Here is a 13,781-nt window from a genome sequence, read left to right on the forward strand (position 1 = left end):
CGACAGGCATGCGTCAGCGGTACAGCGCACACGCCTGCGCGAGACGGCTTGCCACCGCCTGCTTCAACGCAGCAGGACGCAGGACTTCGACATCAGGCCCCCAACGCAGGATGTCCATGATCAACTCGGTCGCGTCGGCATAGGGTAACTTCATCAACAAGGCCCCGGTATCGTCAAACTCGGTTTCCTGCTGAGGGTGCCAAGCCTCCTGAGACACCCAAGGTGCCACATCGGCGGTGAAGCGAAGCTGGGCCCAGCTCACCTTGCTGCCGGCAAAGATGCCATAGCCGCCATCCATTTCCTCCTCGACACGCTTGAGGGGGAGATTGCGCGCCTTGCGCTCCAAGGTCTGAGCCTCCTCCACGGCATCGAGCGCAAAACGACGCAGCGCCTCACTCTCGTGGCACCAGGCGTCCAGGTACCAAGTGTTTCGGTAGTGAATCAAACGCTGAGGGGAGACCTCGCGCACCGTGCGCGCCTTGCGCGAACGCGTGAAGTACTGCAATTGCAGGCGGCGACGCTGCAACAGCGCCGCACAGACGACTTCGAAGCATCGGCTGGTCACGGCCCGCTTCGCCACTCCGACGATGCGCACCCGACGCATCAATTCGGCGGCGTCCACTTCGGCGCTGCCCAGCAACTGGTGCACACGGTCCAGCAAGGGCCCCATGTGCCGACTCAGCGTCCCGTCCGGCGCGAGATCTGAAAGCAGATGGTGCGCCATCAGCAGCGCATACAACTCCTGCTGATCGAACCACAGGCCCGGCAACTCGTGCTTGTCACCGGCCTGGCCCTCATCTGCGAAACGGTAAGCGTTTTCACCCCGGTCGTAGATGATCGGCGCTCCCATGCGATCACGCAAAAACTGCAGGTCACGCTTGAGCGTCGCCCGAGACACTTCGAGCTCGCTGAGCATGTCCTCGAAGCTGACCCGGCCACGGTGACGGATCATCAACTCAATCTTGTAGAACCGTTCGGTTTTGCTGCCCATGATGTGTCTTGGTGATTCGTGAACGCAAAGCGCATCGGATGACTGTAACAGGGCTCGGTTACAGGATTCAATCCGTCACATCACCCAGAGGGGTGTCCCCAGCAAGCCGCTCAGGCTCACCCCGTGCGCCATCACCGGGCAACATCGGCCCAACATCGTCGGTAAGCGCCATCGGCATCGTAATCGCCAGCCTGCTTGTCCGGGTTGAAACGCCGACCGCCCCGCGGATCGGTGCCCCGGCCACTCAAGTACAGCCAGTTACCCTGATTGCTGTAAACGTCATGGTCCAACAACTGTGACTCGAACCACGCTGCACCGGCACGCCAGTCACCCTGCAACTCGTGAATCAAGTAGCTCGCCACGTTCTGGCGCATCCGGTTGGACAGGTAGCCTGTTGAAGCCAGCTCACGCATGCCCGCGTCAATGAAGGCGTGCCCCGTTTGCCCTCGACACCAGCGCTCGAATGCCTGCGCGTCATGCGACGGGCTGGCGCCCCCCTTGATCCCGCCTGGGCGATAGAGCGCCGTGCCGTACTTCCAATGCAACCATCGAAAGTGATCGCGCCACAGCAACTCGAACCAAAGCCAATAAGTGCTGTCTGATGCGCCACGCTCATGCTCAAAAGACTGAATGGCAGCCCAGGCCTGGCGTGCCGACAAGGCGCCCGTGGACAGCCAAGGCGACCACTTGCTGGAATAGTCCACCCCCATCAATCCGTTGCGGGTCGCCTTGTAGCGATGCGGCAAGCCCCGCTCGCAATAGCGCCGCAAGTAAGCCAGCGCGGCACGCTCGCCGCCATGGAACTCTGGCTCATGGCTGGGAAAGGCACTGCGGGGATCCCCGTTGCCGGTCGCAGCGCCTGGCCCCGAAACTGGGGGCGCGCCGACCGATGCTGTGTCCGATTGCATCGTGCACGCGCCGCTCCGAATCCCATCGACAGGCGGACTCGGCGGCAAATGTGTGGGCACGGGCAAGGGTGTGGGAGCCCGAACCGAGGCCTTTTCAATAAGCTGGCGATAAACCGTGAAGGTGTCTGGCACCGCCTCTGGCGCAAACGGCAGACTGCCCGGCTCAAGCAGACTTGATTGCCACACGGTGAAGACCGACACCCCCGCCTCGCGCAGGGTCCGGACCACCGCTTGCTCCTCGGGCGCTGCAATGTCCTCACACACCACCTCCGGGTGCCCGAGCTGCGTCACCAACTCTCGCAAGCGTTGCGCCGGATCGCCATGGCACTGCCACAGTGTGCTGCCCAATGCCAGCAATTGCCCTTCGAGATCATGCAAAGCCTGGGCGCGCCACGCCAAGCGCCGAGGATGCGTTCGCGGAAAACCCCATGTCGTTGGTCGATCCTGGGTGGCGTCGTGCACAAACACGGGCAACAACCATCCACCGCATCGCCGGGCGCGCCTCACCGCCTCATGCAAAGCCACCTGATCGTGCAAGCGCAGGTCATGACGAAACCAGAACAGAACACCAGGCGGATGCGAACAGGTTTCAGACATGGGCACGTGTGCTGAAAAAATGGTCGTGGTCAACCACCGAGGCACACGCCGAACATACGGGACCACGGCGAAGCATTGTCTGTTCAGTGCGCGGCCTGGACACGAGTCAACTTGCGGTCACCCCAATTTTTGGAAGACCAAAACAAAAAAGCCGCCAGACCTGAAGTCTGGCGGCTGAATGTTTGTGGTGCCGGCTGTCGGATTCGAACTGACGACCTACCGCTTACAAGGCGGTTGCTCTACCAACTGAGCTAAGCCGGCACTGCCTCACATTCTACACAGCTTCTTCACTTGATTCGACGCAGTGTCGGGCGGCCGCCACCCGAAGGAGGTGGCTCAGGCGCATCATCACTGCCCCCACTGGTCGACTCCGGTCGAGCCTCGGCTTCCACCGCCTTCAGCACCGCCTTCTCTTTGGCAGGCTTGGTCGCACGTGCGACATGCAAGGCTGGAGCCGCCGCATCCACCGCCTTGGTCTTCTCGGTCTCAGCTGACTCCGCTCCGGCAGTCGACTCGTCGTCCGCCGATGTGGGCGCATCAACGCCCTCACCGCCCAGCGACGTGGGGACCGGAAAAGCCATCCCTTGACCGTTCTCGCGGGCATAAATTGCCACGACGTGATCGACCGGTACCACGATGTCGCGCACCCGACCGCCGAAACGAGCCTTGAACTCCACGCACTCGTTGCCGAGCACCAACTGGCTGGTGGCCTCGAAACTGACGTTCAGAACAATCTCATTGTTCTTCACGTACTCCTGAGGCACCTGAACGGAGCGGTCCACGTACACAGCGATATAAGGTGTGAACCCGTTATCGGTGCACCAGTCGTGCAAGGCGCGAATCAGGTAAGGACGCGTCGAGGTCCCTTGGGCTTCTTGTTCAGTGGACATGCTCATTGGGTCGGTTATCGATCACGCAGCACGATCACTTGCGCATCACCTTTTCAGACGGCGTCAGCGCCTCGATGTAGGCCGGACGCGAGAAGATGCGTTCAGCATACTTCAACAGCGGCAAGGCGTTCTTCGAGAGTTCGATGCCGTAGTAATCCAGGCGCCACAGCAACGGTGCAATGGCCACGTCGAGCATCGAGAAATCGTCGCCCAGCATGTACTTGTTCTTCAGGAAGATCGGCGCCAACTGGGTCAGGCGGTCGCGGATTTGCGAACGGGCCTTTTCCAGCTGCTTGTCGGTTCCCTTGACACCACCACGGCCTTCGAGCAGGTTCACGTGCGAGAACAGCTCCTTCTCGAAATTGAGCAGGAACAGGCGCACGCGAGCACGGGCCACCGGGTCACCCGGCATCAGCTGAGGATGCGGGAAACGCTCGTCGATGTACTCGTTGATGATGTGCGATTCGTACAGGATGAGGTCGCGCTCAACGAGGATGGGCACCTCGTTGTACGGGTTCATCAGGGCGATGTCTTCGGGCTTGGCAAAGACGTCCACGTCACGGATTTCGAAATCCATGCCCTTTTCGAACAGCACAAAACGGCAACGATGCGAGTAAGGGCAAGTCGTCCCGGAATAAAGCACCATCATGGGGGTGGGTCTCCTCAATATCTAAAACAATGAAGCGCAGTGGCTGCTCAAAGCAAGCCACTGCGCCACCAGGGCACTCACTGATCGCTCAGTGAATGCATCAAGATCACTTCACGTCTTTCCAGAACGCAGCGTTCAGACGCCAGGCGATCACGAAGAAAATCGCCAGGAAAATCAGCACGCCCACGCCGATGCGCTGACGCTGCTGCTGCACCGGCTCACCCATCCATTGCATGTAAGCAACGAGGTCGGCAATGGCGCTGTCGTACTCCTGCGGAGACATGGTACCCGGCGTCAGCTGTTCGAAACCTTCGAACTGATGCGTCTTCTTGGTCGGGTCATGCGGGTCGGCCACTTCCACGAACTTCGCAGCGCGCTGACCTTGCAGTTCCCACAGGGCGTGCGGCATGCCGACGTTGGGGAAGGTCAGGTTGTTCCAACCGGTCGGACGGGTGTCGTCGCGGTAGAACGTGCGCAGGTAGGTGTAGAGGTAGTCGGCACCCGAACCATCGTGGCTGGCACGCGATCGGGCCACCAGGGTCAGGTCGGGCGGAACGGCCCCGAACCACTCCTTGGCGTCTTTCGCGTCCAGGGACACCTTCATCACTTCGCCCACCTTGTCGGTGGGGAACAGCAGGTTGTCCTTGATCTGCTGCTCGGTCAGACCGATGTCCTTCAGGCGGTTGAAGCGCATGAAGGCCGCGGAGTGACAGTTCAGGCAGTAGTTGACGAACAGCTTGGCACCGTTCTGCAGAGCAGCCAGGTCAGAGACACGTTCCTTGGGGAACTTGTCCAGCACCAGGGCGCCACCGGCAGCCTGTGCACCCGTCACCAGGGCAAAGGCGGCCAACAGGGAAGCAAGAATCTTTTTCATGTCTGTTTTTCCTGCAGCGATCAGTGGGGCTTGAAGGTCACGCGGTCGGGCACGGGCTTGAAGGTACCCAACTGGCTCCACCAGGGCATCAGCACGAAGAAGCCGAAGTAGATCAGGGTGCCAACTTGCGAGACCAGTTCACCCGTAGGCGACGGCGGTTGCACGCCCAGATAACCCAGGATGACGAAGTTGATCACGAACACGCCATAAACCAGCTTGTGCCAGCTTGGACGGTAGCGGATCGACTTGACCGGGCTCTTGTCCAGCCAGGGCAGACCCACCAGGATCACCACGGCACCACCCATCACGGCCACACCCCAGAACTTGGCTTCGAAGGTCTTGAGCAAACCGATCACCACCGCAGCGATGACCACGCCCACGATCTTGGACTTGCCTTGGCCCTTGATCAGGTTCAGCACGGCACCCACGGCGATGATGACAGCCAGCACGTTGACCATCAGGTCGGTCGTGGCACGCAACATCGAGTAGAAAGGCGTGAAGTACCAGACCGGCGCAATGTGTGCAGGGGTCTTGAACGGGTCCGCCGGGATGAAGTTCGGGCGCTCCAGGAAGTAACCACCAAACTCCGGTGCGAAGAAGATCACGGCCGAGAAGACGATCAGGAAGCCGACCACGCCCAACAGGTCATGCACCGAGTAGTAAGGGTGGAACGGAATGCCATCGAGCGGCTTGCCGTTGGCGTCCTTCGGGCCTTGCTTGATCTCGACACCGTCAGGGTTGTTCGAGCCCACTTCGTGCAGCGCGATGATGTGCGCGACCACCAGACCCAGCAGGACCAGAGGCACGGCGATCACGTGCAGCGAGAAGAAACGGTTCAGGGTGGCATCACCGACCACGAAGTCACCGCGGATCAGGATGGCCAGGTCCGGACCGATGAAGGGCACGGCTGCGAACAAGTTGATGATCACCTGTGCGCCCCAGAAGGACATCTGGCCCCAGGGCAGCAGGTAGCCCATGAAAGCCTCGGCCATCAGCGCCAGGAAGATCAGGCAGCCGAAGATCCAGACCAGTTCACGCGGGGTGCGGTAGGAGCCGTAGATCAGGCCACGGTACATGTGCAGGTACACCACCACGAAGAATGCCGAAGCGCCGGTGGAGTGCATGTAGCGGATCAACCAGCCCCAGGGCACATCACGCATGATGTATTCCACCGAGGCGAAGGCCAAGTTGGCATCCGGCTTGTAGTTCATCACCAGGAAGATCCCGGTCACGATCTGGATCACCAGCACCAGCAGAGCCAGCGAGCCGAAGAAATACCAGAAGTTGAAATTCTTCGGGGCGTAGTAGTCGCCGACGTGTTCGTTCCAGAGCTTGGTGGCCGGAAACCGGTTGTCCACCCAGGTCATGAACTTTTCGCCAGCCGAAGCGCCCGCGGGCGCCTGCTTCATTTCAGCCATGTGCGTGTCTCCTGTCAGGCCTTCTTGTCTTCACCAATCAGCAGCTTGGTGTCAGACAGGTACATGTGGGGCGGAATCTCCAGGTTGTCCGGAGCCGGCTTGTTCTTGAACACGCGACCTGCCAGGTCAAAAGTGGAGCCATGGCAAGGGCACAGGAAGCCGCCCGGCCAGTCGTCTGGCAGCGACGCCTGAGGGCCTGCCTGGAACTTCGACGAAGGCGAGCAGCCCAGGTGAGTACAGATGCCCACAGCAACCAGCACGTCTTCCTTGATGGAGCGGTGGGTGTTGCGGCAGTACGCCGGGGTCAACTCCGCGGGCTTGCGAGCGGAATCGGGATCGGCCAGTTGAGGGTCGATCTTCTTGAGCGCAGCGACCTGCTCGGGCGTGCGCTTGAGAATCCACACGGGCTTGCCGCGCCATTCGACCGTCATCATCTCGCCCGGCTTGAGGGCGCTGATATCAGCCTCAACGGCGGCACCGGCGGCTTTCGCGCGCTCGGACGGTTGGAAGGTCGAAACGAAGGGGATGGCGGTGGCCACGCCGCCCACGCCACCGGCGGCGCAGGCCATGGTCACCCAGGTCCGACGGCTTTGGTCCACTGGCTGATTGCTCATGGGTATCCTTAGGGACTGATAGGACGATGACAGAGATATGGGGTCAACCGCATATTCTAACGGAGGTCAAAGGCGCATCTCGTTCGATCCACAGCAGCACGGTCAAGCGTTCAGCCAGACAGCCTGCTACATTTTTGCAACAAGCTCAGGCGACACTGGCATTTGCGCATGCTCCCGCAGGCTTTGCCTGCGGATGGAGCCGGCTTTCAACCACAGGAGCAAAAAATGGGTTTCTTCAGCGAGTTCAAGGAATTTGCCGTCAAGGGCAATGTGATGGATTTGGCCGTCGGGGTCATCATCGGCGGGGCATTCGGCAAGATCGTCGACTCCACCGTCAACGACCTCATCATGCCTCTGGTCGGCAAAGTGGTGGGCGGCCTGGACTTCAGCAACTACTACATCGCCTTGGCCGGGCAGGATCCAACCTTGCCGCTGGCGGAAGCGAAAAAAGTGGGGGCAGTGTTCGCTTACGGCAACTTTCTGACGGTCGCCCTGAATTTTGTGATTCTGGCCTTCATCATTTTCTTGATGATCAAACAGATCAATCGCCTCAAGAAGGAAGCCCCCGCTGCACCCGCCGCCCCGGCCGCCACACCCGAGGACATCGTTTTGCTTCGTGAAATTCGTGACAGTTTGAAAAAGTAAGCGACTCATGCAGATCTGCACGGTCACGGATGATCCCGACTTGCGCACCCGATCTGGTTTCAGGACAGAATCAAGTGTCTTCCTGGCCCTTTCGGGCTGCATGATTTTGAATTGGATGGTTTCGTGATCGACCCACGCCTTGACGCTGTGCTGACGCAGGCACTCGGACGCCTCCGAGTTGCCGTCTCGGGCGTGCTCGATCAAGCCGTTTTGCAAATGAGCGCCCAGGCCACGGCCAGCACCAGCAATCTGCAGCGGCAGTTGCTGATGTCCGCTGATCGCGAGTTGCGTTTGAAGTCGGGGCGCCTGCTGCAGTGCTTCGATCGTGAGCTGAAGGCACTGGTGGAGAACTGCCTTCAGAACACAGACACGCGTGCGAACAGTTTGGCCAACACTGACTGGGCCTCGCTCTCTCTGGTCGATAACGCTCAGGTCGAACGTGATGTGCAGGCCGACCGCCTGGCACTGGCCCTGATGCCCGCTTGCGAGCGCCCACTCGAGGCCGTGAGCAGCTACATGGCTGCCTTGCTCGAAGATCCAAATCCAGAGCGCAACCCGCTGCGGCCGAAATTGGTGACCAAGGCGCTGCTTGACAGCCTGGTCCAACTCGGTATCGAAGAGAACGTGGTCAACGCCATCGCTGGACAGCTGCCTGCCCTGTTGGGCGCGGCGCTCTCGACCAGTTACGAGCAGATGAGCATCGACATGCGTGGTCATGGGCTCCAGCCCATGGGCATGTCCTTGCAAAAATCCCGCAACTCTTCAGCCATGCCGCTCGGAGCGGATGCGCGAAGAACCGAGCCAGCGCCACTCACAGGCGGGGAAAGAACCCAACCGGCCCCGATCTCCACCCCGAATCCACAGCACGCTCGGGCCGCACAGGCTTTGGGAGAGATGTTCGGCATGCCCCTGCCATCCGGGCAGGGCGCACTCGACGAGGTCGTTTCAAACAGCGTGGCCGGCGGCGCCCCGCTGAACGTGGATTTCCAGAACCTGCTGCGACAGATCAGCCGTCAGGCTGGCGAAATTGGCCAGGAAGCCATGGCTGCAGCAGGACTCAGCCTGGGCAGCGATCAGCAGGATGCCGGGAACCGGACACCTGGTTTCGCCGGCCCACTCATGGCCATCAACCAGATCCGCGCCAACCGGGATGAGCTGATTCGCGCCAGCGGTGGGGCCGCGCTCGACAAGATGGTCATCGACATCGTGGCCGCTTTGTTCGATCAGGTCTTGTCTGACCCGAAGGTGGCGCCAGAGATGGCGCGCCAGATTGCCCGTCTGCAGATGCCCGTGCTGCGTGTGGCGCTGGGCGACATGAATTTCTTCAACTCACGCAAGCACCCGGTTCGGCGCTTCGTGAACCGCATCGCCTCCCTGTCCGCATCGTTCGAAGACTACACGCAGGGGCCCGGTGCGGACTGTTTGGCCCGCATCACCCATCTGGTCAATGACATCGTCGATGGCGATTTCGACCGCATGGATCTCTACGAGACCAAGTTGCGTGAACTGGAAGCGTTCATCGAAGCCGAAACGGCGCAAGATGCAGCCGATAACGCCGATGTGGCGGCGCTGCTGAGCGCCAAAGAAGCCGATCTGCGGGTGCAACAGCGCTACATGCAGATCATGCAGCGTGAGCTGCTTGACGTGGAACTGCCAGACTTCCTGCGCGACTTCCTCTCGCAGGTCTGGAGCCGAGTTCAGGTCGTGGCCGCCACACGCGATGGCGCGGACTCTGCTCTCGCCCAGCGCATGAAGGCCGCCGGCCGTGAATTGGCCATGAGTGTGCAGCCCAAGGGCCACCCCAAGCTGCGACAGGCCTTCTTGCTCAAGTTGCCGTCGTTGATGAAGGACATCAACGAGGGCCTGGCCCTGATTCAGCACCCCGAACCTGCGAAACAGGCTTTTTTCGCGGAGTTGCTGCCGGCCCATGCGGCCTGCTTGAAGGCCGCGCCCACCCACGATCTGACTCAGCGCCTGCTGGAGCAACGCCTCAAGCAAGTTGAGAGCATTGCCATCCCCACGCGCGAAGAAACGGCCGGGGACTCGATGCCCACGCCGCTGGACAGCCTGCAGTCCGACACCAGCCTGATGAGCACATCGGCGTTCACAGCGGAAGAGATCAAGCAATCGGGCTTCATCCCGGAAACGGCCCTGGACAGCGGCAGTCTGGACATCAACCTGGACCTGGCAAGCCCGCAACCCGAGACGGACCCGACGCTGGGTGAACTCGACATCAATCTCGACACCCCGCCTCCGCCCGCAGCTGGCCTGCAATTGGTGCACCACATTCAGAAGGGGACGCCGTACCACATGATCATGCAGGGCAAGTGGCAGAAGGTGCGTCTGACCTGGGTGAGCGAGGGTCGGACCTTCTTCATCTTCAACACCGGCCACCTGCACAAACAGACGATTTCCTTGACAGGTCGCACTTTGGCCAAGATGTGCGAAACCGGCCGATTCAAGGCTTTCGAGCAAGCCGAATTGATCGAACGCGCCACTGTGCGTGCACGCAAACAACTGGCCGCCTTGAGCGCCAGCACAGCACATTGACGCAGATTTGACGGCCAATGTGGCCTTAAGGCATGTGACAAGGCCGGCGCGTCACGCCTTGCGACCGGCCACCAAGGCTCGGGCCATGCTGGCCGCTGCAGCCAGACTGGAAGGATCCGCCCTGCCACTACCGGCCAGATCAAAAGCGGTGCCGTGATCAGGACTGGTGCGCACAAAGGGCAACCCCAATGTCACGTTGACGCCTTGATCAAGTCCCAGATACTTGACGGGAATCAGCCCCTGATCATGGTACATGGCCACCACCACATCGAACTCTCCAGGGTGCTCAGGCGGTGCGTGTCGGGCACGCATGAACACGGTATCGGGCGCCAGCGGCCCGATCGCCTCAATACCCTCCCGACGCGCCGCTTCGATGGCGGGCCCGATGATGCGTAACTCCTCATCGCCGAACAAGCCCCCCTCACCTGCATGCGGATTGAGCCCCGCCACGGCAATGCGCGGCCGAGCCTGCCCCCACAGGGCCGCGCTGCGATGCGTGATGCGCAAGGTCTCCAGCACGCTGTCGAATGTGACCTGCTCAATGGCCTGACGCAAGGACACATGGATGGTGACCAGCACCGTCTTGAGTTGGTCATTGGCCAGCATCATGCGCACGGGCGCAGGGGGATGGCCAGCAGGACTGCCTTCGGCCTGCAAGAGCTCGGTATGCCCGGGATAGGGTTCACCCGCCATGGCCAAGGCCTCCTTGTGCAACGGCGCCGTCACCATGCCTGCCACCTCACCCACCTGGGCCAGGCGCACGGCTTCACGGATGCAGGCCGCAGCGGCCCGGCCTGCGCGCTCGTCCACCCGCCCCACAGGGGCGTCCAACAGGTCGTCAGGCAGTCCAGGAGGCACCCAGACACCCAGCTCGCTCTCAGCCAAAGCCTGAACGTCACGCAACGCGCTGAGCACCCGTACCGTGGGCCGCCTGTCAGGGGGCATCCAACTCACAGCACGGGCCATGACACGAGGACATCCGACGACCACCCACTGACGTCCATCGGGCCACCATCGGGCAATGATCTCTGGACCGATGCCGCAGGCATCTCCCATGGTGACAGCCATCAGGTCGGTGGTTGTGGGGGCGGAAGCGGTCACCAAAGAATATCCTTCATGCGGTCTTGACATGAACATATTGTGACCTCAGCTATGGGATCAACGCCTCGCTGGCTTGCCGATTGCTACACTCCCGTCATGAATTGGCTCGATGAGATACGCTGGGATGACAACGGTCTGGTGCCGGTCATTGCCCAGGAGGACAGCACCGGTGACGTGCTGATGTTTGCCTGGATGAACCGGGAAGCCTTGGCGTTGACGGCCGAACGGGGTGAGGCGGTGTATTGGAGTCGCTCCCGTAAGCGCCTGTGGCACAAGGGTGAAGAATCAGGTCACATTCAGAAGGTGCACGCCATACGCATCGATTGTGACAACGATGTGGTGCTGTTGCGCATCACACAACTGGGTCATGAACCCGGCATTGCCTGTCACACTGGCCGTCACAGTTGTTTCTTTCAAAAATATGAGAATGGCAAATGGGTTGCTGTCGACCCAGTTCTCAAAGATCCCGAACACATCTACAAATGAGCGATTCCCTGGACACCTTGGACGTGTTGAGCCGCTTGGCCAGCGTCATTGAGTCACGCAAAGGCGCTGACCCGGACCAAAGCTATGTGGCCCGACTGTTCCACAAGGGTACCGACACGGTGCTCAAGAAGGTCGGAGAAGAAGCCACCGAAACGGTCATGGCGGGCAAAGACATGGCCGCCGAACCCAGCGAGGCCCATCGCAAGGCCCTGGTGGGAGAGTTTGCCGATCTGTGGTTTCATTCCATGGTGGCCATGGCACATCTGGGTTTGAACCCGCGAGATGTGGTGGGAGAACTGGCACGCCGTGAGGGTTTGTCGGGTCTGGAAGAATTTGCATCGCGCAGCAAGCCAGCCTCAGGCCCGCAAGGCGCCTGATTCGCGTTTTTACTCGGGGTCCCCCCTTTTTCACGGAGTACATCATGGGTTCTTTCAGCATCTGGCACTGGTTGATCGTGCTGGCCATCGTCGTTCTGGTGTTCGGCACCAAGAAACTCAAGAACATCGGCGGCGACCTGGGCGCCGCGGTCAAGGGCTTCAAGGACGGCATGCGTGACGGCACCGCCAGCGAGTCCACCGACCCGCAAAAGGTCACCAACGCCACCCGCAACGACGCCAACACCGTCGACGTCGAAACCAAGACCAAGTCCTGATGGGTTCGCCCCGCCGGCTACCTGGAGTGGCCTGATCCATGATTGATTTTGGTATCGACAAACTGGCTCTGATCGGGGCCGTGGCCCTGATCGTGATCGGCCCGGAGAAGCTGCCCAAGGTCGCCCGCACGGTCGGGCTGCTTCTGGGCAAGGCGCAACGCTACCTGTCCGAGGTCAAGAGCGAGGTCAACCGCTCCATCGAGCTGGAAGAGCTGAAGAAGGCCAAAGCCGGCCTGGAAGAGGCTGCCCGAGACATTGGCCAGAGCGTGTCGGCAGGTTTGCAAGAGGCAGGCGATGCCCTGAGCGAGCAGGACCAGCTCACTGCCGCCAGCTTTTATGACGAGCAGCCCTACTACAGCAGTGGCAAGCCGGTGCGCAAGAACTGGCGCCTGAAGCGGGGCGCGATGCCGCTTTGGTACAAGCAGCAACATGGCATTCGGCGTCATGTGCAGTCCGGCGCTGCGCGTGTGGCACGTTTTCGCCCTTCGGTGGCCTCCAAGCCACGACAACACTGACACCCCGTGAGCGATCCCAAACCCAATCCAGACGAGCTGGATGGCTCCGAGCAGCCCTTTGTCTCCCATCTGATCGAGCTGCGCGATCGGCTCATTCGCGCCGTGATCGCCATCGCGGTGGCGTTCGCGGTTCTGGCCATCTACCCATCGCCATCAGGTCTGTATGACCTCCTCGCGATGCCATTGGTGGAGCATCTGCCCAAAGGTGCCACGCTGATTGCCACCAACCCGATCTCGCCCTTCATGGTGCCGGTGAAGGTGACCATGCTGGCCGCTTTCATGCTGGCGTTGCCGGTGGTGCTGTACCAGATCTGGGCCTTTGTCGCGCCCGGCCTCTACACACATGAAAAGAAGCTGGTGCTGCCGTTGATCGTGTCGAGCACCTTGCTGTTCTTCATCGGTGTGGCGTTTTGCTACTTCTTCGTTTTTGGCAAGGTGTTCACCTTCATCCAGAGCTTCGCGCCCAAGAGCATCACCGCTGCACCAGACATCGAGGCTTACCTGAGCTTCGTGCTCAACATGTTCCTGGCCTTTGGTGCAGCCTTCGAAGTGCCCGTGGTGTTGGTGATCCTGACCCGCATGGGCATCGTGTCGATTCAGAAGCTCAAGGACTTTCGCAGCTACTTCATCGTGATCGCTTTCGTGATTGCCGCCGTGGTGACCCCGCCAGACGTGGTGTCTCAACTGGCTCTGGCCATCCCGATGTGCCTGCTGTACGAGGTGGGCATCTGGGCAGCACAACTGTTCGTCAAGCACACCAAAGCACCTGACAGTGACGCCTCCTCCACCGCGAATTGAAGGCGACCCGCATCCGTATCGGATGCGAGGAGCTGACATAGACAAGGCCCGCAGATGCGGGCCTTTGTTCTCTGTGGATCATGCCGGCAGTGC

Annotated in this window: 15 protein-coding genes and 1 tRNA gene; 7 read left to right on the top strand and 9 right to left on the bottom strand. The window is 60.8% G+C overall.

The genetic code is table 11. From position 1 onward, the window contains the following. Positions 1-13 precede the first annotated feature (13 nt). The 8 genes from WIT60_RS07350 to petA all read right to left on the bottom strand — a co-directional run bounded on the left by WIT60_RS07350 (position 14) and on the right by petA (position 6,941). Positions 14-991, bottom strand: a complete 978-nt coding sequence (locus WIT60_RS07350; protein WP_339583291.1) for a helix-turn-helix transcriptional regulator — start codon at positions 989-991, stop codon at positions 14-16. 131 nt (positions 992-1,122) lie between these two features. Continuing rightward, complete coding sequence (locus WIT60_RS07355; protein WP_339583292.1) at positions 1,123-2,496, bottom strand: DASH family cryptochrome; 1,374 nt, start codon at positions 2,494-2,496, stop codon at positions 1,123-1,125. Between the two features lie 185 nt (positions 2,497-2,681). Next, a tRNA-Thr gene (locus WIT60_RS07360) sits at positions 2,682-2,757 on the bottom strand. A gap of 26 nt (positions 2,758-2,783) precedes the next feature. Then, the gene (locus WIT60_RS07365) at positions 2,784-3,386 is read right to left on the bottom strand and encodes a ClpXP protease specificity-enhancing factor (protein WP_339583293.1); all 603 of its coding nucleotides are present in this window, start codon (positions 3,384-3,386) and stop codon (positions 2,784-2,786) included. A gap of 34 nt (positions 3,387-3,420) precedes the next feature. After that, positions 3,421-4,035, bottom strand: a complete 615-nt coding sequence (locus WIT60_RS07370) for a glutathione S-transferase N-terminal domain-containing protein (RefSeq protein ID WP_290763543.1) — start codon at positions 4,033-4,035, stop codon at positions 3,421-3,423. Positions 4,036-4,141: 106 nt separating this feature from the next. Further along, positions 4,142-4,909, bottom strand: a complete 768-nt coding sequence (locus WIT60_RS07375; RefSeq protein WP_339583294.1) for a cytochrome c1 — start codon at positions 4,907-4,909, stop codon at positions 4,142-4,144. Between the two features lie 20 nt (positions 4,910-4,929). Further along, a complete protein-coding gene (locus WIT60_RS07380) occupies positions 4,930-6,327 on the bottom strand; it encodes a cytochrome b (RefSeq protein WP_339583295.1) in 1,398 nt (465 codons plus the stop codon). Between the two features lie 14 nt (positions 6,328-6,341). Further along, the gene (gene petA, locus WIT60_RS07385; RefSeq protein WP_339583296.1) at positions 6,342-6,941 is read right to left on the bottom strand and encodes a ubiquinol-cytochrome c reductase iron-sulfur subunit; all 600 of its coding nucleotides are present in this window, start codon (positions 6,939-6,941) and stop codon (positions 6,342-6,344) included. A 225-nt stretch (positions 6,942-7,166) separates the two neighbouring features. Here petA and mscL point away from each other — a divergent pair, with 225 nt between their 5' ends. Both mscL and WIT60_RS07395 read left to right on the top strand, forming a co-directional pair. Continuing rightward, positions 7,167-7,586 carry a large conductance mechanosensitive channel protein MscL gene (gene mscL, locus WIT60_RS07390; RefSeq protein WP_339583297.1) on the top strand — a complete coding sequence of 140 codons (420 nt, stop codon included), beginning with the start codon at positions 7,167-7,169 and terminating at the stop codon, positions 7,584-7,586. A gap of 123 nt (positions 7,587-7,709) precedes the next feature. Continuing rightward, positions 7,710-10,136 carry a DUF1631 family protein gene (locus WIT60_RS07395; RefSeq protein ID WP_339583298.1) on the top strand — a complete coding sequence of 809 codons (2,427 nt, stop codon included), beginning with the start codon at positions 7,710-7,712 and terminating at the stop codon, positions 10,134-10,136. A 51-nt stretch (positions 10,137-10,187) separates the two neighbouring features. Here the strand turns inward: WIT60_RS07395 and pdxA are convergent, their stop codons facing one another. After that, positions 10,188-11,192, bottom strand: a complete 1,005-nt coding sequence (pdxA, locus tag WIT60_RS07400; protein ID WP_339583437.1) for a 4-hydroxythreonine-4-phosphate dehydrogenase PdxA — start codon at positions 11,190-11,192, stop codon at positions 10,188-10,190. 141 nt (positions 11,193-11,333) lie between these two features. Between pdxA and hisI the strand changes: the two genes are divergently transcribed. Genes hisI through tatC form a run of 5 tightly spaced genes read left to right on the top strand, consistent with a single transcriptional unit; the run spans position 11,334 to position 13,688 of the window. Next, positions 11,334-11,723 (top strand): phosphoribosyl-AMP cyclohydrolase, encoded by a 390-nt coding sequence (hisI, locus tag WIT60_RS07405; protein WP_339583299.1) that lies wholly within the window; start codon positions 11,334-11,336, stop codon positions 11,721-11,723. Further along, complete coding sequence (locus WIT60_RS07410) at positions 11,720-12,100, top strand: phosphoribosyl-ATP diphosphatase (RefSeq protein ID WP_339583300.1); 381 nt, start codon at positions 11,720-11,722, stop codon at positions 12,098-12,100. The genes hisI and WIT60_RS07410 overlap by 4 nt, the downstream gene beginning before the upstream one ends. A gap of 44 nt (positions 12,101-12,144) precedes the next feature. Further along, the gene (tatA, locus tag WIT60_RS07415) at positions 12,145-12,375 is read left to right on the top strand and encodes a Sec-independent protein translocase subunit TatA (protein WP_339583301.1); all 231 of its coding nucleotides are present in this window, start codon (positions 12,145-12,147) and stop codon (positions 12,373-12,375) included. Positions 12,376-12,413: 38 nt separating this feature from the next. Continuing rightward, on the top strand, positions 12,414-12,890 hold the full coding sequence (tatB, locus tag WIT60_RS07420; RefSeq protein WP_339583302.1) for a Sec-independent protein translocase protein TatB: 477 nt from the start codon (positions 12,414-12,416) through the stop codon (positions 12,888-12,890). 6 nt (positions 12,891-12,896) lie between these two features. Further along, positions 12,897-13,688, top strand: coding sequence for a twin-arginine translocase subunit TatC (gene tatC / locus WIT60_RS07425; RefSeq protein ID WP_339583303.1), 792 nt, complete (start codon positions 12,897-12,899; stop codon positions 13,686-13,688). The last annotated feature ends 93 nt before the right edge of the window (positions 13,689-13,781 follow it).

It is taken from the genome of Aquabacterium sp. G14 (assembly GCF_037482285.1).
In the GTDB taxonomy this organism is placed as follows: Bacteria; Pseudomonadota; Gammaproteobacteria; order Burkholderiales; family Burkholderiaceae_C; genus Aquabacterium.